Here is a 21,851-nt window from a genome sequence, read left to right as displayed (position 1 = left end):
CGGGTCAGTCCGGCGCCCAGCAGATGCCGTGGCGCCGGCCGGCCTGCCACTGGGCCTTGTCGGGCCATTCGTAGCCCCACTCGTAGCTGAGTGCGTCGGTGGCGCTGGCACGGGCGGCCTCGGCGCACGGCTCCTGCCCGGCCCCGCGGGCCGGGCCTCGCCGGGCCAACGGCCCGACTTGGCTGCGGGGATGTCGACCGTCGCCACCGAGCGCCAACTGTGCTCCTGGGAGCATGCGACCCGGGCGAAGTCGGCCGTGCCGGGCTTGGCGGTGCCGCACATGCCGAAGCGGTCGCGGCCCTCGTCGGTGTCGAGCACGCCCTTGAGCGGTCCCGGGAGATTTCCCAACTTCTCCGGCGCGATGACCGACACCAGGTCGCATCGGATCCAGGTGGCACCGCGGTCGGACTCCTCGACGCTGGGGCCGAACGAAGCGACAGCGAGCATGCTCAGGCGCTGCTGCTCGGTCGTTCCGCCCACGTAGGAGGCGAAGGCGGAGTCGCAGGCCTTCGCAGGCTGCTTGCTCAGACGCTGGGAGTCGACCGCGAGGAAGTGGCCGTCGACCGTGCCCTTCAACGAGGCGACCTTGATGGTGCGTGAGGTGTGGGGCTTGCGACACGCCACGGTGGAGTCGTCGGCCGTGGCTCGGACAGCGGTGGCGTAGTCGATGCGGTGGCAGGTGCCGTTGGCGGGCGCGGGAAGTGGCTCCTCCGGCGTACGCGGGGCAGCCGACGGGGTGGGCCCGTCCGGCTCGGCGTCGCCGCCGTCGGAGGAGCAGGCCGCCGTCGCGACCAGCAGCAGGGCAGCTGCGAGGAGCCGACCGACGGAGCTGGCGCGGATCACTTGCGAGTCCTGGCCCAACAGATGGAGCGGCGGTTGCCGGCGTCCCACTCCGCCTCGTGGAACCACGTGTAGGCGAAGTCGTAGTCCGATGGGTAGTTGAGCCATGCACCGACCGACTTGGAGCAGTAGTCGCGCGACTTGACCTCCACGAGTCGGTCGCCGGGATAGGGATCGTCGTCGGCGCCGACCTTGATGGTGGTGACCGCACGCCAGGTGTGGGGTTGTGAGCAGGGGATCTTCACCGACCCGGCGACGCTCGGCCCGTCGGCGCACACCATCCACTTGTCCTTGGGCTTGCCCAGCATCAGGTCGCGAGCGGTCGTCGGGAGCTTGAGGTATTCCTTCGACTGCTCGCCGCCACCGACGACATCGCAGCGGTACCAGCGGGCACCGTCCTCCCACGCCTTCTCGGACGGTCGGAACCAGGCCCAACTGATCACCGAGCGCATCACCAAGGACTCGTCGGCGCCGAGGAACTCCTGGAAGGCGGTCGAGCACGTCTCGTAGGCGAAGGTGCCGAGTTCGGCGTCGTCGTAGGCGGCGTCGTCGAAACGCGTGGGCAATTCGCCGGCTGCGTAGGTCTCGGCCGTGTGGAACTCGTCGCAGTCGACGGCGCGGGTCGCGTTGCTGGGATGGGCGACGTCCTGGGGGTGAGCAGCCGGCACAGGCCGACCTCGGGGACGTCGATCGAGTCGACCAGGTTGGGGTCTTCGCCCGGGTTGTCGCCGTTGTCTCCACACGCGGTGAGTGCCACCAAGATGGCGGCAACACCGAGCACCGCGACACGCATGCGGCGGGGCTTCAGCACGGTTCCTCCGAGGGCAGATGGGCGGCCTGGACAAACCCTATCCGTGACCGTCGACGATCACCGAAGGGATGGAGAGATCGTTGCGGCGACCGTGGCACCGAGGTCGCGAGCGGCGTCGAGGTGCGCGGGGGTCACCTCGCCCAGGACGTCGACGCCCGCGTGCACCTGCCGCCAGCCCAGCGCGCCCACGATCGACTGCACCGAACGCACGGCGCCGGTCGTGTCGTAGCGCCCGTGCACCCACCAGCCCCAGGGCCGCTTCGCGGTCGCACCCTCCGGTTGGTCGCTGGCGCCGCCGGAGTCGTCGAGGGCACCGCCCACCGCGAGGAACGTGGAGTCGAAGAAATGCTTGAGGGCGCCCGACATGTAGCCGAAGTTGGCCGACGTACCCAACAGGTAGCCGTCGGCGGCGAGCACGTCGTCGGCGGTGGCCTCGAGCGCTGGGCGCACCACGACCTCCACATCGGGGATGTCCTCGTGCCCGGCTCCCTCGAGTACGGCGTCACGCAGCTCCCGCAGCGAACGCGTGGGGGAATGGTGCACGACCAGTAGTCTCGACATGGATCCTCCTGAGGTTGTCGGTGGCGCCGCGGCGTCCGATCCGTCTCATCTCCACCCACCCTTGCACGCCTGCTCAGGGAGGTGGGTTAAAGTGGTCTTCGTCATGATCTCGATCAGCCTCCTCCTTCGCTGCCGCAGCGAGGTCTGAAAGCCGGACCCCCTCGTTGCGGAGTTTCGCGGTGCGCGCCCGGCACCCCATCGATCACCCGAACGAGGAACCATGACCAACCTGAGCAACACCGCCAACAACCAGCAGCCCAGTGGGATGCCGTACCAGCGCTACACGGCGTTCGTGCCCGTCGACGTGCCCGATCGCACCTGGCCGACGAAGCGCATCACCCACGCACCGCGCTGGCTGAGCACCGACCTGCGTGACGGCAACCAGGCCCTGATCGATCCGATGAGCCCGGCCCGCAAGCTGGCGATGTTCGAGCTGCTGGTCCGGATGGGCTACAAGGAGATCGAGGTCGGCTTCCCGAGCGCCAGCCAGACCGACTTCGACTTCGTCCGCCAACTGGTCGAGGAAGACCGGATCCCCGACGACGTCCAGATCTCGGTGCTGACCCAGGCGCGTGAAGACCTGATCTCGCGCACCATCGAGTCGTTGGTGGGCGCCGACCGCGCCACCGTGCACCTCTACAACGCCACGGCCCCCTGTTCCAGCGGGTCGTCTTCGGGGTCACCCCCGACGAGTGTCGCGCGATCGCGGTCCGCGGCACCGAGCTCGTCATGAAGTACGCCGAGCAGCTGTTGGGCGGCATCGTGGGGACCCAGGACTTCGGCTACCAGTACAGCCCGGAGATCTTCACCCAGTCCGACACCGACTTCGCGCTGAGTGTGTGCGAGTCGGTCTCCGACGTGTGGCAGCCCGAGGCCGGGCGCGAGATCATCCTCAACCTGCCGGCGACCGTCGAGATGTCGACGCCCAACACCTACGCCGACCAGATCGAGTACTTCGGCAGGGGCCTGACCCGGCGCGAGCACTCCGCCATCAGCCTGCACCCGCACAACGACCGGGGGACCGCGGTCGCCGCCACGGAGCTGGCCCTGATGGCCGGCGCGGACCGCGTCGAGGGCTGTCTCTTCGGCCATGGCGAGCGCACCGGCAACGTCGACCTGGTGACGCTGGCGATGAACCTGTTCAGCCAGGGCATCGACCCGCAGGTCGACTTCTCCGACATCGACGAGGTCCGGCGTACGGTCGAATACTGCACGCAGCTGCCGGTGCATCCCCGTCACCCCTATGCCGGTGACCTCGTCTACACCGCTTTCTCCGGCTCCCACCAGGACGCCATCAAGAAGGGGCTGGAGGACCTGGAGCAGAAGGCCATGGCGCAGGGCATCTCGGTGCGCGACATCGCTTGGGAAGCTCCCTACCTGCCGATCGACCCGAAGGACGTCGGCCGCACCTACGAGGCCGTCATCCGGGTCAACAGCCAGTCCGGCAAGGGCGGGGTCGCCTACATCTTGAAGGCCGAGCACAATCTCGATCTGCCGCGGCGTGCGCAGATCGAGTTCAGCAGGGTCGTCCAGGAACGCACCGACAGCGAGGGTGGCGAGATGACACCCGACCAGATCTGGCAGGTCTTCAGCTCCGAGTACCTGGAGCGCGAGACGCCGCTGAAGCTGAACTCGGTCCACACGTCCTCCGCATCGGGGGAGAAGGACCAGCTCACCGTCAACATCTATGTCGACGGTGAGATCCGCGAGCTGGTCGGTTCCGGCAACGGGCCGATCAACGCCTTCACCAACGCACTCTCCGAGATGGTCGCGGCCGAGCAGCAGCAGGGGAACCCGGCCTTCGAGAACCGGGGCGAGGTGCGGGTGCTGGACTACGCCGAGCACGCGCTCTCCGCCGGTGGCGACGCGATGGCTGCCGCCTACGTGGAGTGCGCCGTCCGCGACAAGGTGCTGTGGGGTGTCGGGGTCGATGCCAACATCGTCACGGCCTCGCTGAAGGCGGTCATCTCCGCGATCAACCGCGCCAACTGACCTGCGGCATTCGCTGCTGCGGTAGTTCGAGGACGTCGCAGAGCTGGGCGCTCCCGTCGCGCAGCGGATGCGCCTCGCCCGTGGGCACGAACCCGTAGGCGACGTACGCCGCTCGGGCGATGGGGTTGGCGCGATTGACGCCCAAGACGATCCTGTCGTCGCGCTCGCGGGCCCAGACAACCAAGTGGTCCAACAGGACCCGGGAGTGGCCGTGGCCGCGGTGGTCGCGCTCCACCCACATCGCGACCACCGTGGCCAGCCCCGGCTCCGGCTCGAAGACGGCGGCGCAGCCGATCGGTTGCCCGCCGTGCTCCACGACGAGGGTCGGATTCGCCAATCGTTGGCGCCAATCTGCTTCGGTGAACGCCCGCTCTCGCTCCAGGGTGGAGCCGAAGGCGTCCGGGCTGTCCGCAAGAGCCGTGAGGCGGAGATCCCGCCACCGCGGCCAGTCGTCGGGGGAGAGGCGTCGTACGTCGACCATGGTGTCAGTCGACCACGTCGGGTCGCGCCGACGCATCTGCAGGCAGCGGGCCCGGTGGCCAGCGGGCGCTCTGCTCACCGAACCCAGCACCATCCTCGGCGACCATCTCTCCCGAGCCCGCGCCGTCGCGAAGATCGTCGCCGGAGGAGCACGCCTTCGACACCTTCTCCACTGCGCCGGTGCGCACCGAGTCCGTCTTCAAGTTCGGTCTGCTCGGCATCGGGGTGGGCGGCCACCCCGGTCGCCCTCGGCATCGCTCGGAGAGCGCTCGACGAGATCGTCAGGATCGCGAGCGTGAAGGGCCGCGTCGGCTACGCCACTGTCATCGGTGACTCCGAGCTGTTCCGACTCGGGTTCGCCAAGTACGAGGCGCTCCACCGTGCTGCTCGTGCCTGCGTCTACGAGGTGCACGGCGAGGCCGAGGCGTGGATCAACACGGGCAACGACCTCACCGAGGTGCAGAACGCGCGGCTGCGCCAGGCGGTCACCTGGGTCCAGGAGGTCAACGCAGTGAAGTGGGCGCCCTGCTTTCGGGCAGCGCCGCGGCTTGTGTTCAGGCTGTTTGTTCGAGGGTGAGGTTGATGGTGCCGAAGCGGGTGACCAGGAACTGGTGGGCGTGCCTGTTGGTCCATAGGTAGTTGTCGTCGGGGGTGCGTTCATAACGCCACCGTCCCGAGGTCTTCACCAGATGATGTCGCCGACACAGACAAGCCAAGTTGTCAGGTCTCGTCTGGCCCGGTGGTCCGCCGTCGTCGGGGGAGACGTAACGCTCGATGTGATCCAGATCCGTGTCCCAAGCGGACTTGGTGCAGCCAGGGTAGACACAGTGCTGGTCGCGCATCCGCACCAGCTCCGCCATCCAGGTGGGTGGGTCGTGTCGATCCACCGCTTCGAGGCGACCCATGTCGATCACCGGGGTGACGGTGGCCAGCGAGCCGTGGCGGGCCAGCCAGTCCTTGAGCTGGGCGGTCAGGATCTCGCCCGTCCGGTCGGTGGAGACCACGCCAGGATCACCGCCCACGCCGCTGCCCTCACTGTGGGCTGGCACGGTCCTGGTGTCGTCGACGCCGGTCGGGCCAGTCGCGCCGGGGAGGGTGAGGAGGTCGGTGAGGTTGACGTGGGCGAAGATCCGTAGTCCGCGGCGGCGGGTGAAGGTCTCGGGGTTGTCCGTCAGCTTCGGCTGCACGCCCGCGGTGGCCGCGGCGCCGGTCTGCACGTTGCCGCCGGGCCCGATCGTGTCGTCCACGAGCCGACCGATGGCTTTGGCCAGACGGTGCTCGATGGGGTCGTTGTCGCCTTCGCTGCGCATCCGCTCGGCCTCGTCACGCAAGAGTTGGTGGAAGCGCTCGAGGTCCAACGAATCACCCGTCGCCAGGAGTTCGGAGGTGCCGCTGACCTCGTTGGCGCCTTCTGCGCAGTCCTTGTTCAGGTGTCGCAGAGTGACGTTCCAGTCGCCTTTGCCATAGGGCGCGTTGGGGTCGATGAGCTTCTCGGGGTGGAACTTCGCTGTGGCACAGGCGATCCACTTGTTGATGGTGGGCCACCCCCATCGGCCTGCTTCCTCGAGTTGGGTGTCGAACCAGCGTGCTGCCTCATACGAGAGGTTGCGGGTCTGCTGAGCCACTCGACGCGCTTTCCACGTCGGCACCTCCAATGCTTCGACCCGTTCCCACAGCCTGGGGAGGCGGTGGTGCAGATCCAGGGTGTCCGCCACCAGGGCGAGGGCGGAGGGGCGGGAGATGCCCGCAGCTGCGGAGTAGTCCTCGACCGCGAACAGCGCGACATCAGGGGTGCCGGCCCCGGCGAGCTTGTCCTCACAGTGGTTGAGGACGAACGCCTGGTCCCCGGCAACGGCAGCGGGGCGTTCGGGAGTCGGCGGGTTCAGCACCGCCAGGCGGTAGACCAGCCGCAACTGCCGACGTCCGACCTTGCGGTCATCAACAGCGTGCTCGGCCACGAAGCCCAGCAACGAGCCCAGGTCGAGGTCATCGACCTCATAGGGCTGGTGACGGGCGTCGATCTCTAGCATGAAACCAGTCAACCAAACGACACCGACAGAACCCGACGACCAACAAAATCCCAGGTCAGGCGGCTAGTTTGTCGTCACGCGGGCCTTTTCCTGATCACCCGTTGAGCGCTGCCGCGACCTGGGTTCGGTTGGTGACGCAGAGCTTCTGCAGCAACTTCTCGACGTGTCCCTCCACGGTGCGAGGGGAGAGCACCAGACGAGCAGCGATCTCTGTGTTGGAGAGTCCTTCGGCGACCATGGCGGCCACCTCGCGCTCACAGCTGGTGAGCTCCGTGAGGCCGGGGTTGCGCGAAGCAGGAATGGTCGCCCTGGGCACGACCTCGTTGAGCGCGAAGGCGATCGCCTGCGCCACTCCCGAGTTCGCCGGCACCGACCTCTCCAGCCTGCGCAAGAGCTACGACGGCGCCTCGGCCATGCCCAAGGAGGTGCTCCGCGAGCTCACGGAGCGGGCGCCCGGCCTGCGGCTGTGGAACTTCTACGGTCAGACCGAGATGGCCCCGCTCGCCACCGCGCTGCCGAGGTCGGAGCAGTTCACCCATGGCGGATCGGCCGGCTAGTCTCACAACCACGGTGGATCGAGGCGGTGCCTGCGGTCGTCGTACCGCGGGAGGGAGCCGACGTGGGTGCCGAGGAGCTGCTGGTATTCGCGAAGTCGAGGCTGGCTTCGTTCAAGGCCCCGAAGTACGTCGTGCTCGCCGACACGCTGCCCAAGAACCCGAGCGGCAAGATCCTCAAGCGTGACCCGAGGGAGGCGCACGCCTGCCTCGGCGTCGACTGAGTCCCGACGTGGACTGGACTGGGCACGGGCGTCGGGCGGCGACCTCAGCGCGGTCGAAACGCCGCCTCGGCGTCTCGTTCTCGCGCTGCTGCCCGGTCGCGCTCGCGTACGGCTTGGCGCATCTGGTCGAGGTTCTCCCGCAGGACGTCGGAGATCAGCTCGTCGGTGCGCGGGTCGTTGAGCACTTCGAAGACCAGGCGGAAGACGGTGTCGCTGACCAGGCGGACCACGTCGTCGTGGAAGGGGAGCCGCTTGAGCCGCCCGATCCTGCTGTCCTGCTTGACCAGCTCGACGATCATCGTGTCGAGCTCCTTGCGGTTCTCGTGGAGTGCCGCGGCGATGTTCTGCGTGTAGTGGCCGGTCTGCAGGACAGCAGCCACCTCATCCATCACCGCGACGGTGATCGGACGCTTGATGGCCTCGACCAGGGTGTCGGTGGAGTGCTTGATCACGGCGGCAGTGACGCGGTCGCCGACAGCGCGATCGGCGACCCGGCCGAGTCGGATGAGCACGACGACGATGCGCAGCAGTCGGAACGAGCGGAACCAAGGGTTCGTCAGCGGGATCATGCCGATGATCTCGTACCAGTTGCGCAGCGGGAAGCGCCAGCTCTCGCGGCTACGACGCCAACGCCACAGGAACTCCACGAGGAAGAGGGCGCAGATGGTGTAGTCGGCGATGATCACTCGGCGCTCGACTCTCGGGGAGACGTCCCAGAAGGTGATCCACGCCAGCAGCGCCACCGAGACCACCGCGATGAGCAGCATCGTCCAGTCCGCCCAGCCGGACGGCGGCTTGGAGGGATAGTTGCTCAAGGGTGAGGGCTTGCCGCGTTGCATGCCCTCACCCTTGCAGGTTGCTCACTCACTCCGAGCTGAGCTCCTCCCGTAGGTTTCGCTTGAGGATCTTCCCGGCGCCGGACTTCGGGAGTGGCTCAGCGGCGATGTGCACGACCCGCGGCACCTTGTAGCCGGCGATGAGCTCGCGCGCGTGGTTGCGCAGGTCCTCGGCCGTGACAGTGCTTCCGGGACGTGGATGGACGACGGCATGCACCGCCTCGCCCCACTGCTCGTCGGGTACGCCGACCACGGCCACCTCCTGGACGTCACCGTGACGGTAGAGAGCGTTCTCAACCTCGGTGGAATAGACGTTCTCACCACCAGTGATGATCATGTCCTTGAGCCGATCGACGACGAAGACGTAGCCACCCTCGTCGACGTATCCCATGTCACCGCTGCGATACCAGCCGTCGCCGGGGAGCGCCTGTGTCGTCTCGTCGAGGCGATGGAGGTAGCCGAGCATGACGTTCTCTCCGCGGATCACGATCTCGCCGACCTGGCCCGAGGGGACGACGTTGTCGTCGGAATCCCGGATCTGCACGTCGACGCCCACCGCGGGCCGCCCGGCCGAGCGGAGGCGACTGCTCGCCAGCGCGTCGTCCCCACGCAGGCCGAGACGGTGGTCCTCATGGGTCATGAAGGTGACGATGGGTGCGGCCTCGGTCATGCCGTAGACCTGGCACCAGTCGCAACCGAGCAGCTCGTTGGCCTTGGCCAGCACGGCCTGTGGCATGGGAGATGCGCCGTAGAGGACCGATTCGAGCGAGCTGATGTCGAGCTCGTCCGGCACACCGGCGCCCAGCAGCATGGTGATCATCGTCGGCACAAGCATGGCTCGGGTGACCCTTTCGGCGGCCACTGTCTCCACCCACGATCCCGGGGTGAATCCCGGGGTGATCACGTGCGTACCGCCCACCCAGGTCAACGCCACGGTGGAGGCGCCGTCGGCGAGGTGGAACATCGGGCCGGCATGCAGGTAGCGGTCCCGATGGGTATAGCCGAGGCAGATCAAGGCGTGCTTGGCGTTGGCCATGAGGTTGGCGTGCGAGAGCAGTGCTCCCTTGGGGCGTCCGGTGGTGCCTCCGGTGTAGAAGACACCGGCGACGTCGTCGCCACCCACCTCGACCGGGCGAGCGCCGACACCGGCGGTGGTGAGAGCCTCGAATGACTCGCAGTCGTCCGGCGTCGGCCCGGGGCCGGTGTGCACCAGGTGTTCGAGCGACTCGCAGGCAGCCAGCAGCCTGCGGCCCGATTCGAGGAAGGCGTCGTCGACCAGCAGCATCTTGGCCTCGGAGTCGTCGAGGATGAACTGCAGCTCGGCGAACGACAGTCGGGTGTTGACGGCGTTCAGCACCCGGCCGCTGCGTGGCGTACCCAGCCAGGCCACCAGGTGCGCGGCGTTGTTGTGAGCGAGCACGGCGACGACGTCGCCCTTGCCCAGCCCGAAGCCGTCGAGTGATCCGTCGAAGGAACGGACCCGACGGTCGAGCTCGTCGTAGGACCAGCGGGTGGTGCCGTCGACGACGGCCTCGCGGTCCGCGAAGAGCGCAACGGCACGTTCCAGCGCGGAGGAGACGGTGACGCGTGACATGTTCGGCGATTCTCCGGTCAGTGCTTGCTGTAGGTGCAGTTGCCGCCGACGACGAAGTCGGGGAGCTCGTCGCCCTGCTGCTCGAGGATCTCGACATAGAGCTTGCGGGTCACGGCGGCGTCGAAGTGGCCCACGTAGTTGCCTTCGGCGTCGTAGTTGAGGAAGGCGCCGTGGATGATGAAGAGCGCCTCGGTCTCCTCGGTCGTGCTCGAGACCAGGGTGTGGGTGGAGCCGGCCGGTTCGTAGATGTAGGAGCCCGGCGTGTTGAGCGACTCCTCGCCGTACTCGCGGTAGTGCCAGCTGCCCTTCGTGGTGTAGCCGTGGACCGCGCCGGTGTGCAGGTGTGTCGGCAGCACGGTGCCGGGAGCAAAACGGGTGTTGGCGACGAGGAAGCCACCTTCGATGTCTGCCACCAGCAGTTGGATGGAGAGACCCGGCGCGAGGATGTCGCGGGCCCACGGGATGTCCCGGGTCTGCATGGTCAGGGCGAGCGGGATCTCGACGGTGGTGGTCATGGTTCCTCCTGTGAGTTGAATGTCCGGCCAGCCCCGGACTGTGTCCATGGTCACTCCTCCTCTCGCGCCTCTTCTTGACTTAGCCCGACATCTTTTTTACTTTTCACGACATGGGTGACCTCGTGCGGGCGTCCGGCCTGCTCAACATCCCCGAGCTCATCGAGCGCCATGGGGGAGATGCGCAGGCGCTCATGGCTTGGGCGGGGATCGATCCGGTCGTCGTGGGCGACTACAACCGGTTCATCACCTACACCTCGCTCACGGCGCTGGTGGGGAAGGCTTCCGATGAGTTGGGCGTGCCCGACTTCGGTCTACGAGTCTCCAGGCTGCAGAGCCTGGAGATGATGGGGCCGATCGCGGTGATGGCACGCAACGCCGAGACGGTGGAGGCGGCGCTGTTGGGGGTGATCAAGTACCTGCACACCTACAGTCCGGCGATCCGGGCCGGACTGGTCGAGAGGGGAGGACCTCCCGGTTCACGTTCGAGATCACCTTGAACCGGCTGCCCTATCGGGCGCACCTGGAGGAGTTGGCGATGGGTGTGATCCTCGGCATGTTCGAGATGCTGGCGGGCAAGCAGTTCCGGCCGGATCGGGTCACTCTGGCGCATGCCCGGATGTCGGAGATCGACGTCTATCTCGATCACTTCGGTGCGCCGGTCGTCTTCGGCGACGAACGCAACTCACTCATCTTTCCGACGGCAGTGCTGAGGCAGCGGATCGAAGGCGGTGACTTCCAGGCCCATGCCCTGGCCCGGCAGTTCCTCGGCAGCCAGCACCGGCACCTCGATCTCGATCAATACGTGCATGAGCTGATCGAGAAGCTGGTGCCCCTGGGGCAGGGGACGCTGGAGCAGGTCGCCGCGGCACTGACCATGCATCCGCGGACGGTGCAGCGACAGTTGAGGAACCTGGGCGCCAGTTTCGAGACGTTGCTCGATGACTGGCGCAAGGAGGTGGCCCTGGAGCTGTTGGCGCGTCCGGACGTCTCGATGGCAGAGATCGCCCAGCAACTCGGCTACGCCGAGCAGAGCACCTTCACTCGCAGCTGCAGGCGGTGGTTCGCCCAGACACCACGCGCCAAGCGACAGGAGCTGAGGGCCGACGTACGTCGGCCGCAGGCTTGGTGAGCGATTGGAGCCGTGCTGTCGAGGAGAGTCACGGGTCACCACAGCGCCAGTGATACGACGGCGACTCAGGCGTGTGCCGGGGCACCTCAGAGGAGCGCCGGAGAGGGCTCCCGCATGCCGCTCAGACGCTTGTCGATGAGGTCGACGGCTTCGGAGGCGATCCGGTTGAGGAGTTCGGCGCAGGTCGGGATGTCGTGGATCAACCCCTGCGCCATGCCGACCGACCATACGCCCGCCTCGGGGTCGCCGAGCTCGTAGACGGTGCGGCCACGGATCCCGTTGACGAGGTGCTGGACGTCTTCGAACTGACCGCCGCCGGCCATGATCTCGACTGCTTCGCGCGCCACCGCGTTGCTGTGGACCCGTGAGGTGTTGCGCAGCGGACGGAAGAGGAGTTCGGTGTCGCGTTCGCTCGAGGCGACGATTGCCTCCTTGATGCGGTGATGGATGGGGGACTCCTGCGTGCACAGGAAGCGGGTGCCCATGTTGACGCCGTCCGCCCCCAAGGCCAGGGCGGCGACCAAGCCGCGTGCATCTGCAATGCCGCCCGCGGCGATCACAGGGATGTCGAGCTGTGCGGTCGCAGCAGGAATCAGGATCAGTCCGGGTACGTCGTCCTCGCCCGGATGACCTGCGCACTCGAAGCCGTCGATGCTGACTGCCGTCACGCCGACGGCTTGCGCCTTGAGTGCATGCCGGACGCTGGTGCACTTGTGGATGATCTTCACGCCGTGCTCGGCGAAGTAGTCCATGTAGGGAGCTGGGTTGGCTCCCGCCGTTTCGATGATCTGGACGCCGGCGTCCACGATCGCATGCCGCAGCTCGTCATGGTTCACGGTGCGCATGGATGGCAGGATCGTGAGATTCACGCCGAAGGGGTTGTCAGTGTGCTCACGCACCCTGCGGATCTCGGCCGCGAGGAGCTCGGGATCGGGGAAGGTGAGCGCGGTGAGCATGCCCAAGCCGCCAGCCTCGGCAACCGCTCCCACGAGCTCCGCCTTGCCGACCCACTGCATGCCGCCCTGCATGATCGGGTGCTGCACTCCGAAGGTCTCGGTGAAGCGGGTGCTGAGCTGCGGGGCGGGGCTGGTGGGGCCTGGGATGTGAGCCATGGGTGGGACCCTTCCGGGGTCGGGAGTGTCGTAGAGTTGACGCATGTGTCAAAATATGCCGAGATTGACGACCATGTCAATTGGGGTTCCGAGCTCTCGGAGGTGATCTGCGTGACTTCTCGATCGCGAGTGCTGGTGCTGGGCAGTGGGGGGATCGGGAGCCTGGTCGCGGCCAGGCTGGCCATGGATCCGGATGTCGACGTGACGCTTGCTGTTCGTCGTCCGACTTCCAGCCTGACGTTGGTGGAGGGTGACAACGAGTTCGTCGCGCCTGTCCACATCGTGACAGGACCGGCGGGGTTGGAGCGGTACGACTGGGTGGTGGTCGCGACGAAGGTCTATGACGTGCCGGGGCTCCGATCCTGGTTCGAGTCGGAGGTGTGCGATGGAGCGCGATACCTCGTTGCGCAGAACGGGGTCGAGCACGCCGAGCGCCTCGCGCCGTGGGTCCCGGCTGGGCGGGTGTTGCCGGCGATTGTCACGTACGGCGCCGAACGGGTCACCCCAGGGCGGGTCGTACAGACTCTGGCAGGGAGTGTGCGTTTGCCCTCAAACGCTCTCGCTGACGAGTTTGCGGCAGTTTCCGCGGCTGGCTCCTTGCAGGTCGACGTCGTGGCGGAGTTCGCGACCGCACTGTGGACCAAGTTGGCCCTGAACCTGGCGAGCAACTCGCTCACGACGATCGCCGACGTCCCGGTTCGTGAGGTCGCCCTGCGGCCTGGGCTTCGTGACGTGGCGACTAGCTTGGTGACCGAGTGCTGCGCCGTGGCTCGGGCCACCGGTGTGGAATTGGAGGAGTCTGTAGTCGATGAGATGGTGACGCGGTTTGCTGAATATCCACCGACGTTGCACTCGTCGATGTGGCAGGACCGACACAGTGGTCGACTATTCGAGCACGACGCGATCAGCGGAGCGCTGACGAGGATCGGACGCGCTCGCGGCATCGACACTCCTTGCGCGGCGCTGATCACCTCGCTCCTTGATGGAATCGAGATGGGATGCTGATCTCACTGTGCGCCCGTTCGTTCCTTGAGAGGATCATTGATGCCAGCACCGACTGAGTCGCAACAGGCCAGACGAGACCAGGGCCCCGTGACGGATCGAGGTGCCCAACGTCGTGCGGCGCTGCTGGTGGCCGCGAGGGAGGTCTTCGAGCGCAAGGGCTTCGTCGACACCAAGGTGAGTGACATCGCGAAGGAAGCCCACGTCTCGCACGGCACCTTCTACACCTACTTCGACACGAAGGAAGCGATCTTCAAGGAGGTGTCCAAGTCGGTCATCGAATCAATGTTGCTCTCCATGGCCACGCCGGTGCCGACCGACGACTTCCATGCCAGGATCAAGGATTCGGTCCGCCGATTCGTGCATGCCTACCGTCCTCACGCCACCATGATCGGGCTGATGGAGCAGGTGGGCACCTTCTCGCCGGAGTTGAGGGATCTGCGACTCGACATGCGTGAGACCTTCGTGAGCAGAACGCAGCGCGGGATCGGGCGGCTGGTCGAAGCGGGGCTCACCGATGCAGACATCGACGTCGAGTACACCGCCGAATCATTGGGTGCGATGCTCGAGTACGTCTGTTACGTCTGGTTCTCCCTGGACCGTCAGTTTGACGAGGACCGTCTGATCGAGACCTTGGCCGGTATCTGGGAGAAGGTGCTGGCGCCCGCTCGCTGACAGTTCTCAATCAATGCACCGACGGCGGGGGCCATCGCGGTCGCAGCCTGTTGCGTCTTCTCTTGACAGCAGGGGTGGTGATGTGTCTCACTGTCATTCACTGACGTCGTGTCAGTGAGTGACGGAGGTTCTCGATGAAGGACGATGCTGCCGGCGGTCCGAGCGACCGGGGCACGATCCGGAGCCGCTACAAGGCGCAGACGCGACGCGCCTTGGCGGAGGCGGCGGTCGCCGAGTTTGAGGAACGCGGCTATGTCCAGGCCAAGATCGAGGACATTGCTCGTCGTGCGGGCACCAGTCGAGCGACGTTCTACGTGCACTACAGCGGCAAGGCCGAGGTCATGGAGAACATGTGGGACCTGGTTCGCCGCGAATTGGTGGTGCTCTACCGCAAGCTCGTCGCCACGGAGACGCGCGACGTTCGGGCGTTGGCTGACTGGCTGAGTGACACCTACGACTTCTACACGGTCAATCGGCAACGCCTACTGGCGGTCCACGAGGCCATTGCGGTCGAGGCGGACCTGGCTGAGGCGTATTCGGAGCGCTTGGCCAACTTGGCTGACATGGTGGCGCCCTTGGTGCGCCCCGAGTTCGGCGACACTCCTGAGCTGGCTCGCACTCGCGCGGCAATGCTGACGATCCAGCACGAGCGCGTCTGCTTCCTCTGGCTCCTGCGCGGGGTTCCCTTCGAACGTGACGAGGCTGCGCAGACCTTGGCCGAACTCTGGTTTGAGCAGATCGGCACGGAGCCGTGGGTGAGAACTTGAGACTTGCGTCAAATCACTCGGCTCAAGGCCTTGACGCAGCCGGTGACCCAAGCCACACTTGACACGCGCATCACTTGATATACGCGTCAAGTTATCGGAGAGATTGAGGACCAGATATGAAGATCCAGGACGTGAGGCTCACCTCGTTCCGCATTCCGCTGCCCGGCGGGATGGAAGAGGTGATGATCAAGGGCCAGTCCATTGCGCCCTACGTCACCGACTTTCTGGCCGTCGAGGTTGTCTCGGACGACGGCCTGGTTGGCGAGGCCATCAGCCCCTACGGCGGGCTGAGCCTCGGACACTCGATCGCGGACCGCATCAGGCCGTTCCTGATCGGAAAGGACCCCGGCCACCGCGAGGCCATCTGGCAAGAGATCTGGAAGCTCGACCGTCTTTTGTACACGACCCAGTTCGCCATCGGCACGGTTGACCTGGCGATCTGGGATCTCTACTGCAAGTCGCTCAACGAGCCGCTCTATCGGGTGCTCGGCGGCGTGCGTGACAAGGTCCCGGCCTACGCCAGCGGCATGACACTGCCGACTCCGGCTGGCTTCGCTGAGGATGCGCTGATGTACAAGGAAGCTGGGTATCAGGGCTACAAGCTGCACGTCAAGGGTGAGTGGAAGGAAGACATCGAAGCCTGCGCGGCAGTTCGTGACGCGGTCGGTGACGACTACACCCTGATGATCGATCCGGCTGGTGCCTACACGCAGACCCAGGCGCTCAAGGTCGGTCGAGCACTGGAAGAACTCGACTTCCACTGGTTCGAGGAGCCTCTCCGTGACTGGGACATCCACGGTTACAAGATGCTGGCTGACAAGCTGGACATCCCGGTCATGGCACTCGAGGTGATCCCGGGTGCCGTCTACGCCAAGCCGGAATACATCGTGAGCCGCGCGGTCGACATCGTTCGTGGTGACATCTCCTTCACCGGCGGTGTCGGCCAGGTCATGAAGACTGCGCATCTTGCCGAGGCGTTCGGCATGAACATGGAAGTGCATACGAACGCGAACAGCCACATCGATGCCGCACATCTGCACTGCATCGCGGCCATGAGCAACAGCGAGTTCTTCGAGCAGCTCGTGCCGGAGAAGTTCTTCCACTTCCCGGCCTGCGAGCCGATCAAGATCGACTCCGAAGGCTTCGTGCACCTGCCCGAAGGCCCCGGCATCGGTGTCCCGCTCGACTGGGACTACATCAAGGCCCACAAGGTCGCCGAACTCTGATCTCGGGATACCTGAAAGGAACTGGGCAATGAAATTACGCAAGAGCATTGCGGTACTCGGGACTGGCGTTCTGCTGGCCGCGGCTGCGGCCTGCGGAGGTAGCTCCTCCGGATCGAGCAGCGACGGTGTGCTGAATGTGGCCTACCACCTGGCGCCTGGATCTCTCGACCCGATCGAGGTCCCGATCTGGCAGTTGACGACCTACACCGAGCCAATGTACGACGCCGTGACCTACGTCGACCCCGACGGAAACGTGCAACCGATGTTGGCGACTGAGTGGAGCTTCACCGACGACACGCTGGACCTGACGTTCCGCGAGGACGTCGCGTTCCACGACGGCACTCCCTTCAACGCGGACGCGTTCAAGGTCAACATCGACCGTCTTCTGGCTGCCGACTCTTCGCCCGTCGCCACCATGTTCGCCGCCGTCGACGGCGTGGAGGTGACTGGTGAGTTCACCGCGAGCATGAAGCTCAACGAGATCGACTCCTCCATTCCCGCCGCACTCGGTGATCGCGGAGGACTGATGGTGAGTCCCAAGGCGATCGCCGATGGCGTGGACCTCACCAGTGAGGATGCAGGTTCTGGCCCCTACGAACTCGTTGAGTACAAGCCGGGGGAGAAGGCGGTGTACGAGAAGTTCGACGGATACTGGGACGCAGCTGCCCAAGGCGTCGACAAGATCGAGATCGAGGCGATCGGTGACGGTCAGGCACGCCTCAACGGAGCGACCTCGAAGAAGTACGACATCACCTATCTCACGCCGTCGCAGTTCGAAGCGGCCAAGGGTGCAGGTCTGGACGTCGAGCAGAAGACCGGGCTCTGGTTCATCAACATCTTCACGAACCGCCAGCGCAGCGAGCTGGGCAACCTCAAGGCTCGTCAGGCCATCGCCCACGCCATTGACCGTGAGGCCATCTGCCAAGCCGTCTACTTCGATCGTTGCAAGCCGACCTCGTCGATCTTCCCGACGGAGTTCTGGGCGGGGTCGGACGATGTGCCGGCCGACTACTACGAGTTCGACCAGCAGAAGGCCAAGGACCTGCTCAAGGAGGCCGGACTCCCGAACGGCTTCGAGTTCGAGATGCTCTTCGCGGCCGGCGCAGATCCTTATCCGCAGTTCGCCGAGCTGATGCAGAGCCAGCTGAAGGAGGTCGGCATCACGATGAAACTGAAGCCGGTCGACATCAACCAGCTCTCGCCGCTCTACTTCTTCGACAAGAAGGCGGACGCGATGCTTGGAGGCGGCGGTCAAGTGGCCGACCCCGGCCAGTCGCTGCAGAAGGAGTTCGCAAGCGGCAGCACGCTGAACGCGAGTGGCGACGCACCAGGTGGACTCGATGACGTGATCAAGCGGTTGGCGGAGACGACCGACCAGGCAGCTCGTGAGGAAACCGCCCAAGAGGCCACCAAGATTGCCGCGGACCAGGTCCTGAATGTGCCTCTCGTCCAGCCGGAAGTCCTCTTCGCGCTGAACCCCGACACGATCGATGGCTACGACGCCTCCTACGTCGGCGCCTACGCGCCGACTCGCGGCGTGACGCTCAAGTAGTGCCAGCGGGGGTGGCGGACCAACTCCGTCGCCCCCGCCCTTCCAAGAAGGGACAGCCCGATGGGCAAACTCCTCATTCGCCGGGTCCTTGCGATCATTCCTGTGCTCTTCCTCGTGTCGATCCTGGCCTTCTCACTTGTCCAACTCGTTCCTGGCGACCCAGCGGTCACTTTGGCCGGGGACTCACCCAGTGATGCGCAGATCGCACTCATCCGCGAGAAGCTCGGTCTCGATCAGCCGCTTTACATGCAGTACTTCAGCTGGCTCGGATCGGTGCTGACCGGCGACTTCGGCATTTCACTCTTCAGTTCGCAGCCTGTGACCGAGGCGATCACGCAGCGCCTGCCGGCGACACTGTCACTGATCGTCGGTGCCCTGGCCGCGGCGATCGTCATCGGCCTACCGCTGGGCGTCATCTCGGGCTCGCAGCACGGGCGGTGGGCTGACCGGATCTCGAGCGTGGTGACGGCGGTCAGCCTCTCGGCGCCGAGCTATGTCATCGGACTTGTGCTGATCGTGGTCCTCGCCAACAAGATGCAGCTGTTTCCATCAACTGGATACGTTGCCATCGAGGATGGCATAGGGCTCTGGGCACAGCACTTGATTCTCCCGTCGATCGCGCTGGGCATGGTCCCCGCGGCAATCCTTGCTCGGCAGCTGCGCAGTGCTCTCGTTGGCGTCCTTGCTCAGGACTACACGCGGACCGCCACGGCCAAGGGACTGCCAGGTCGTGTGGTCCTCCTGAAACACGCCTTGCGGAACGCCGCGATCCCAGGCGTCACTGCACTGGGCACGCAGATGGCTGTGGTGATCGGCAGCACTGTGCTGATCGAGCAGATCTTCGGCATTCAAGGGTTGGGCAATCTCGCCTACAACGCTGCCCTCCAACGCGACATTCCTGTCATCCAAGGGGTCGTGCTGACTTGTGCCGTCGCAGTCCAAATGATCAACCTTGGAGTAGATGTCATGTATGGATGGCTCAATCCGAAGCTGAGGGTGGCATGAGCGCCGTGGCCGGGGTCTCCGGAGACAGCCGCTTCTCGCCGGTGGCCGCCATTGGCCGGCTGCTGCGGTCTCGGGGTGTCCGGCGCTTCATGCGCAACATTCCCGCCATCATCGGTCTCGTCATCCTCCTCGTCCTCGTGCTCACGGCGATCTTTGAACCGTGGCTCCTGCCCCAGGATCCGAACGCACAGGACTTGGGCAATACCTTCGCGCCCCCCTTCTCCGACTGGGCGCACCTGCTCGGCACCGACAATCTCGGTCGAGACGTGCTCTCACGAATCATCGCTGCCGACAGAGTGGCGCTCAGCGCTGCAGTCACCGCGGTCTCCGTCTCGATGCTTGTCGGGATCCCCTTGGGCTTCATCGCTGCCTACTTCGGTGGCTGGGTCGACGTGGTCATCGTGCGATGCACCGATGCCTTGCAGAGCCTGCCGCCCCTGATGTTGGCGATCGCTCTGCTCGGCGCGGTCGGCCCCGGGCTGACCAACGCCATGATCGTGATCGGTCTGGTCTTCTCGCCGGCATTCCTACGCATCGTGCGTGCCGCAGTCATGGAGATTCTCGGTGAGACCTATATCGAAGCCAGTCGGAGCATTGGGACCCCGACAGGCAGGCTGATCCGTACACGCCTCCTGCCCAATGCCATGCCTCCAGTACTTGTGCAGGCCTCGATCGTGACAGGCATGGCGCTCATTGCGGAGGCGAGTCTGAGTCTCCTCGGCCTCGGGGTCGCTCCGCCCCAGGCGAGCTGGGGACTGATGATCTCGCAGGGCTACAACTTCATCTACCAGCAGCCGGCCCTCGTGATCGTGCCCGGCGTGGTTCTAGCGATCGCAGTGCTCGCGCTGAACCTTGTCGGAGACGGGCTCCGCGACTCCATTGGCCGTGTTACCGGGGAAGGCGCAGACCGATGACTCTCACACCAGAACGAACCCCGATCCTCTCCGTCAAGGACTTGACGGTGGAGTTCCGCATCGGCGGCAACTGGACACCAGTGGTGACGGGGGTCTCCCTCGACGTGGCGAGTGGGGAGACCCTCGCCATCGTCGGTGAGTCAGGATCCGGGAAGTCAGTCACGTCGATGTCGCTGATGCGTCTGCTTCCGCCGCGGCAGTCGCGGGTTGCTTCGGGTTCCATCACCTTCGACAAGCACGATCTGCTGGCCATGAAGCGCCGGGAACTCAACCGGATTCGCGGTGCGGGCATCTCGATGATCTTCCAGGAGCCGATGACGAGCCTGAATCCGGCGTACACCGTGGGAGAACAGATCGCCGAAGTGGTGCGCCGCCACAAGAACCTAGGTCGTCGTGAGGCGTTCACTGTCGCGATTCGCGCGATGGAGTCGGTCGGGATCCCGCAGGCCGCCCGACGTGCGCGCGCCTACCCTCATGAGTTCTCAGGCGGCATGCGGCAGCGGATCATGATCGCGATGGCGGTCTGCTGCGAACCGCGGCTGCTGATCGCGGACGAGCCCACGACAGCTCTCGACGTCACGATCCAGGCCCAGATCCTCGACCTGCTCCGCGAGCTCCAGCGCGACACGGGCATGGGCATGATCTTCGTGACCCATGACCTGGGCGTCGTGGCTGAGGTGGCCGACCGGGTGGCGGTGATGTATGCCGGCAACATCGTTGAACAGGCCTCGGTTCACGATCTCTATTCCGACGCAGCACATCCCTACACGCACGGTCTGTTGAAGTCGATGCCGACGGGCGCTCGGCACAGTGCAGACCAGATCTACTCGATTCAGGGCGCACCGCCCCGTCCGGTGGACTTCCCACCTGGCTGTCGCTTCGCCCCTCGATGCTCCTTCGCCGCAGCTGACTGTGCGGCGTCGTTGGACCTGGTCGAAGTAGAGGAAGCGCATGCTGTGCGTTGCGTCCGGCATGGCGAGATCGATCTGAAGGTTGAGCCCTCTCGCCCGGAAGGAGTCCTCCATGTCTGAGATTGCGCCCGCGTTGAGTGTGGAGTCGGTCAGCGTCGACTTCGGAAAGCGCAAGCGGATGCGTGCCGTCTCGGAGGTGAGCTTGTCAGTCGCCCCTGGACGCACCCTTGCCATCGTGGGTGAGTCGGGCTCCGGCAAGTCCACGTTGGCGCGGGCAATGGCAGGACTCCTGCCGATTGCCGGGGGCTCGGTGACGCTGCTCGGCGAGGACTTCACCAAGCCGCGCCGCGCACAGCGGCGCGACATCCAGATGGTCTTCCAAGACCCCTACTCCTCACTGGACCCCTCCTCCTCAGTGGGAAGCTCACTCGAGGAACCGCTCATCGTTCACGAGAAGATGTCCCGGGTCGATCGGTCCAGGCGGATCGCTGAACTGCTCGACAGCGTTGGGCTGCCAGTGGATGCAGCGCGCAGGTTCCCGCATGAGTTCTCTGGAGGGCAGCGCCAGCGCATCGCCATCGCTCGAGCGATCGCGACCAATCCAAAGGTGCTACTCCTCGATGAGGCGGTCAGCGCGCTGGACGTGTCGACCCAGAACCAGATCCTGGTGCTTCTCAACGACCTGCAGGTGCAGCACGAACTGGCCTACGTCTTCATCTCTCACGACCTCGGTGTCGTGAGGTGGCTAGGAGACGAGACCGCAGTGATGTACATGGGCCGAGTTGTCGAGCAGGGGCCGACCGAGAGAGTGCACACGCAACCTGCGCATCCCTACACACGGGCCCTGACGTCCGCGATGCCGATCGCTGATCCGGTCGGTCGGGAGAGCCGGAAGCGGATCCTGATCACCGGAGAACCTCCCAACCAGTTCAAGCCCTTCACCGGCTGCATCTTCGCCAGCCGGTGCCCACTCGCCACCACGACGTGCACCACGACGGCGCCACCCGTCGTCCCCAACGCCGGGGGCGGGTCGTCCAGATGCCACCACATCGATGCTTTCCCAGTCCAGGCAGGCATGCCCAAGCATGCCGCCACCGTCGCCCTCACAACGGAGTAGTCAG

At 65.6% G+C, this 21,851-nt stretch carries 24 protein-coding genes and 3 pseudogenes; 15 read left to right on the top strand and 12 right to left on the bottom strand.

Features of this window, described 5'->3' with window-relative positions:
• Window positions 1-4 precede the first annotated feature (4 nt).
• The 4 genes and pseudogenes from L1066_RS25410 to L1066_RS25400 form a co-directional block, all read right to left on the bottom strand.
• Entirely contained in the window at window positions 5-235 is a 231-nt protein-coding gene (locus L1066_RS25410; protein WP_235739127.1) for a hypothetical protein, read from the bottom strand.
• Window positions 214-948: pseudogene (locus tag L1066_RS29040) on the bottom strand (septum formation family protein); the annotation flags it as partial. The pseudogene L1066_RS29040 and the gene L1066_RS25410, both read right to left, overlap by 22 nt.
• Window positions 840-1,508, bottom strand: coding sequence for a septum formation family protein (locus tag L1066_RS25405; protein ID WP_235739125.1), 669 nt, complete (start codon window positions 1,506-1,508; stop codon window positions 840-842). The pseudogene L1066_RS29040 and the gene L1066_RS25405, both read right to left, overlap by 109 nt.
• Window positions 1,509-1,708: 200 nt before the next feature.
• The gene (locus L1066_RS25400; RefSeq protein WP_235739124.1) at window positions 1,709-2,212 is read right to left on the bottom strand and encodes a flavodoxin family protein; all 504 of its coding nucleotides are present in this window, start codon (window positions 2,210-2,212) and stop codon (window positions 1,709-1,711) included.
• Between the two features lie 220 nt (window positions 2,213-2,432).
• Here L1066_RS25400 and leuA point away from each other — a divergent pair.
• Window positions 2,433-4,204 (top strand): annotated as a pseudogene (gene leuA / locus L1066_RS25395) (2-isopropylmalate synthase).
• On the opposite strand, the gene L1066_RS25390 reads toward leuA, so the two are convergent.
• The gene (locus L1066_RS25390; protein WP_235739123.1) at window positions 4,188-4,685 is read right to left on the bottom strand and encodes a GNAT family N-acetyltransferase; all 498 of its coding nucleotides are present in this window, start codon (window positions 4,683-4,685) and stop codon (window positions 4,188-4,190) included. The pseudogene leuA and the gene L1066_RS25390 sit on opposite strands and share 17 nt — an antisense overlap.
• A gap of 4 nt (window positions 4,686-4,689) precedes the next feature.
• Window positions 4,690-4,887 (bottom strand): hypothetical protein, encoded by a 198-nt coding sequence (locus L1066_RS25385; RefSeq protein ID WP_235739122.1) that lies wholly within the window; start codon window positions 4,885-4,887, stop codon window positions 4,690-4,692.
• Between L1066_RS25385 and L1066_RS25380 the strand changes: the two genes are divergently transcribed.
• A complete protein-coding gene (locus tag L1066_RS25380) occupies window positions 4,857-5,261 on the top strand; it encodes an acyl-CoA dehydrogenase family protein (protein WP_249225470.1) in 405 nt (134 codons plus the stop codon). The genes L1066_RS25385 and L1066_RS25380 overlap by 31 nt on opposite strands.
• Here L1066_RS25380 and L1066_RS25375 read toward each other — a convergent pair.
• Window positions 5,239-6,714, bottom strand: a complete 1,476-nt coding sequence (locus L1066_RS25375) for an HNH endonuclease signature motif containing protein (protein WP_235739119.1) — start codon at window positions 6,712-6,714, stop codon at window positions 5,239-5,241. The genes L1066_RS25380 and L1066_RS25375 overlap by 23 nt on opposite strands.
• Window positions 6,715-6,808: 94 nt before the next feature.
• Window positions 6,809-6,961 (bottom strand): response regulator transcription factor, encoded by a 153-nt coding sequence (locus L1066_RS25370; RefSeq protein WP_312008800.1) that lies wholly within the window; start codon window positions 6,959-6,961, stop codon window positions 6,809-6,811.
• Window positions 6,962-6,977: 16 nt separating this feature from the next.
• On the opposite strand from L1066_RS25370, the gene L1066_RS25365 reads away from it, so the two are divergent.
• Both L1066_RS25365 and L1066_RS29035 read left to right on the top strand, forming a co-directional pair.
• Entirely contained in the window at window positions 6,978-7,271 is a 294-nt protein-coding gene (locus tag L1066_RS25365; RefSeq protein WP_376707734.1) for an AMP-binding protein, read from the top strand.
• The gene (locus tag L1066_RS29035; RefSeq protein WP_376707733.1) at window positions 7,181-7,492 is read left to right on the top strand and encodes an AMP-binding enzyme; all 312 of its coding nucleotides are present in this window, start codon (window positions 7,181-7,183) and stop codon (window positions 7,490-7,492) included. The genes L1066_RS25365 and L1066_RS29035 overlap by 91 nt, the downstream gene beginning before the upstream one ends.
• A 44-nt stretch (window positions 7,493-7,536) precedes the next feature.
• Here the strand turns inward: L1066_RS29035 and L1066_RS25355 are convergent, their stop codons facing one another.
• The 3 genes from L1066_RS25355 to L1066_RS25345 are packed head-to-tail and all read right to left on the bottom strand — an operon-like array spanning window position 7,537 to window position 10,437.
• Window positions 7,537-8,331 carry an ion transporter gene (locus L1066_RS25355; protein ID WP_235739115.1) on the bottom strand — a complete coding sequence of 265 codons (795 nt, stop codon included), beginning with the start codon at window positions 8,329-8,331 and terminating at the stop codon, window positions 7,537-7,539.
• Between the two features lie 25 nt (window positions 8,332-8,356).
• Window positions 8,357-9,922, bottom strand: a complete 1,566-nt coding sequence (locus L1066_RS25350; protein WP_235739114.1) for a long-chain-fatty-acid--CoA ligase — start codon at window positions 9,920-9,922, stop codon at window positions 8,357-8,359.
• A 17-nt stretch (window positions 9,923-9,939) separates the two neighbouring features.
• Window positions 9,940-10,437 carry a 2,4'-dihydroxyacetophenone dioxygenase family protein gene (locus L1066_RS25345; protein ID WP_235739113.1) on the bottom strand — a complete coding sequence of 166 codons (498 nt, stop codon included), beginning with the start codon at window positions 10,435-10,437 and terminating at the stop codon, window positions 9,940-9,942.
• A 110-nt stretch (window positions 10,438-10,547) separates the two neighbouring features.
• Here L1066_RS25345 and L1066_RS25340 point away from each other — a divergent pair.
• Together L1066_RS25340 and L1066_RS25335 are read left to right on the top strand one after the other, a co-directional pair.
• Window positions 10,548-11,095 (top strand): annotated as a pseudogene (locus L1066_RS25340) (AraC family transcriptional regulator ligand-binding domain-containing protein); the annotation flags it as partial.
• Between the two features lie 45 nt (window positions 11,096-11,140).
• On the top strand, window positions 11,141-11,566 hold the full coding sequence (locus L1066_RS25335; protein ID WP_376707738.1) for a helix-turn-helix transcriptional regulator: 426 nt from the start codon (window positions 11,141-11,143) through the stop codon (window positions 11,564-11,566).
• Between the two features lie 86 nt (window positions 11,567-11,652).
• On the opposite strand, the gene L1066_RS25330 is transcribed toward L1066_RS25335, so the two are convergent.
• Entirely contained in the window at window positions 11,653-12,678 is a 1,026-nt protein-coding gene (locus L1066_RS25330) for an NAD(P)H-dependent flavin oxidoreductase (RefSeq protein WP_235739110.1), read from the bottom strand.
• Between the two features lie 111 nt (window positions 12,679-12,789).
• Here L1066_RS25330 and L1066_RS25325 point away from each other — a divergent pair, with 111 nt between their 5' ends.
• The 9 genes from L1066_RS25325 (at window position 12,790) to L1066_RS25285 (ending at window position 21,847) form a co-directional block, all read left to right on the top strand.
• The gene (locus L1066_RS25325; protein ID WP_235739109.1) at window positions 12,790-13,683 is read left to right on the top strand and encodes a ketopantoate reductase family protein; all 894 of its coding nucleotides are present in this window, start codon (window positions 12,790-12,792) and stop codon (window positions 13,681-13,683) included.
• Window positions 13,684-13,722: 39 nt separating this feature from the next.
• Complete coding sequence (locus tag L1066_RS25320; RefSeq protein WP_235739107.1) at window positions 13,723-14,355, top strand: TetR/AcrR family transcriptional regulator; 633 nt, start codon at window positions 13,723-13,725, stop codon at window positions 14,353-14,355.
• A 134-nt stretch (window positions 14,356-14,489) separates the two neighbouring features.
• The gene (locus tag L1066_RS25315; RefSeq protein ID WP_235739106.1) at window positions 14,490-15,122 is read left to right on the top strand and encodes a TetR/AcrR family transcriptional regulator; all 633 of its coding nucleotides are present in this window, start codon (window positions 14,490-14,492) and stop codon (window positions 15,120-15,122) included.
• A 116-nt stretch (window positions 15,123-15,238) separates the two neighbouring features.
• Entirely contained in the window at window positions 15,239-16,348 is a 1,110-nt protein-coding gene (locus L1066_RS25310) for an enolase C-terminal domain-like protein (protein ID WP_235739105.1), read from the top strand.
• A 28-nt stretch (window positions 16,349-16,376) separates the two neighbouring features.
• Window positions 16,377-17,900 (top strand): ABC transporter substrate-binding protein, encoded by a 1,524-nt coding sequence (locus L1066_RS25305; RefSeq protein ID WP_235739104.1) that lies wholly within the window; start codon window positions 16,377-16,379, stop codon window positions 17,898-17,900.
• Window positions 17,901-17,960: 60 nt separating this feature from the next.
• Window positions 17,961-18,905, top strand: coding sequence for an ABC transporter permease (locus L1066_RS25300; protein WP_235739103.1), 945 nt, complete (start codon window positions 17,961-17,963; stop codon window positions 18,903-18,905).
• A complete protein-coding gene (locus L1066_RS25295; RefSeq protein ID WP_235739102.1) occupies window positions 18,875-19,819 on the top strand; it encodes an ABC transporter permease in 945 nt (314 codons plus the stop codon). The genes L1066_RS25300 and L1066_RS25295 overlap by 31 nt, the downstream gene beginning before the upstream one ends.
• On the top strand, window positions 19,816-20,850 hold the full coding sequence (locus L1066_RS25290; protein WP_235739100.1) for an ABC transporter ATP-binding protein: 1,035 nt from the start codon (window positions 19,816-19,818) through the stop codon (window positions 20,848-20,850). The genes L1066_RS25295 and L1066_RS25290 overlap by 4 nt, the downstream gene beginning before the upstream one ends.
• Window positions 20,843-21,847 (top strand): oligopeptide/dipeptide ABC transporter ATP-binding protein, encoded by a 1,005-nt coding sequence (locus L1066_RS25285; protein ID WP_235739099.1) that lies wholly within the window; start codon window positions 20,843-20,845, stop codon window positions 21,845-21,847. Before L1066_RS25290 ends, L1066_RS25285 begins: the two co-directional genes overlap by 8 nt.
• Window positions 21,848-21,851 lie beyond the last annotated feature (4 nt).

The sequence above is a fragment of the Nocardioides alcanivorans genome (assembly GCF_021555175.1).
Classification (GTDB): Bacteria; Actinomycetota; Actinomycetes; order Propionibacteriales; family Nocardioidaceae; genus Nocardioides; species Nocardioides alcanivorans.
Note: the sequence above shows the minus strand (reverse complement) of the source record. Positions and strands in the feature narration are given on the sequence as shown.

Coding starts and splice junctions, on each gene's coding strand:
- L1066_RS25300 (WP_235739103.1), top strand. CDS start 17,961: ATGGGCAAACTCCTCATTCGCCGGGTCCTTGCGATCATTCCTGTGCTC.
- L1066_RS25320 (WP_235739107.1), top strand. CDS start 13,723: ATGCCAGCACCGACTGAGTCGCAACAGGCCAGACGAGACCAGGGCCCC.
- L1066_RS25305 (WP_235739104.1), top strand. CDS start 16,377: ATGAAATTACGCAAGAGCATTGCGGTACTCGGGACTGGCGTTCTGCTG.
- L1066_RS25375 (WP_235739119.1), bottom strand. CDS start 6,714: ATGCTAGAGATCGACGCCCGTCACCAGCCCTATGAGGTCGATGACCTC.
- L1066_RS25290 (WP_235739100.1), top strand. CDS start 19,816: ATGACTCTCACACCAGAACGAACCCCGATCCTCTCCGTCAAGGACTTG.
- L1066_RS25350 (WP_235739114.1), bottom strand. CDS start 9,922: ATGTCACGCGTCACCGTCTCCTCCGCGCTGGAACGTGCCGTTGCGCTC.
- L1066_RS25355 (WP_235739115.1), bottom strand. CDS start 8,331: ATGCAACGCGGCAAGCCCTCACCCTTGAGCAACTATCCCTCCAAGCCG.
- L1066_RS25330 (WP_235739110.1), bottom strand. CDS start 12,678: ATGGCTCACATCCCAGGCCCCACCAGCCCCGCCCCGCAGCTCAGCACC.
- L1066_RS25390 (WP_235739123.1), bottom strand. CDS start 4,685: ATGGTCGACGTACGACGCCTCTCCCCCGACGACTGGCCGCGGTGGCGG.
- L1066_RS25315 (WP_235739106.1), top strand. CDS start 14,490: ATGAAGGACGATGCTGCCGGCGGTCCGAGCGACCGGGGCACGATCCGG.
- L1066_RS25285 (WP_235739099.1), top strand. CDS start 20,843: ATGTCTGAGATTGCGCCCGCGTTGAGTGTGGAGTCGGTCAGCGTCGAC.
- L1066_RS25310 (WP_235739105.1), top strand. CDS start 15,239: ATGAAGATCCAGGACGTGAGGCTCACCTCGTTCCGCATTCCGCTGCCC.
- L1066_RS25400 (WP_235739124.1), bottom strand. CDS start 2,212: ATGTCGAGACTACTGGTCGTGCACCATTCCCCCACGCGTTCGCTGCGG.
- L1066_RS25410 (WP_235739127.1), bottom strand. CDS start 235: ATGCTCCCAGGAGCACAGTTGGCGCTCGGTGGCGACGGTCGACATCCC.
- L1066_RS25345 (WP_235739113.1), bottom strand. CDS start 10,437: ATGACCACCACCGTCGAGATCCCGCTCGCCCTGACCATGCAGACCCGG.
- L1066_RS25295 (WP_235739102.1), top strand. CDS start 18,875: ATGGCTCAATCCGAAGCTGAGGGTGGCATGAGCGCCGTGGCCGGGGTC.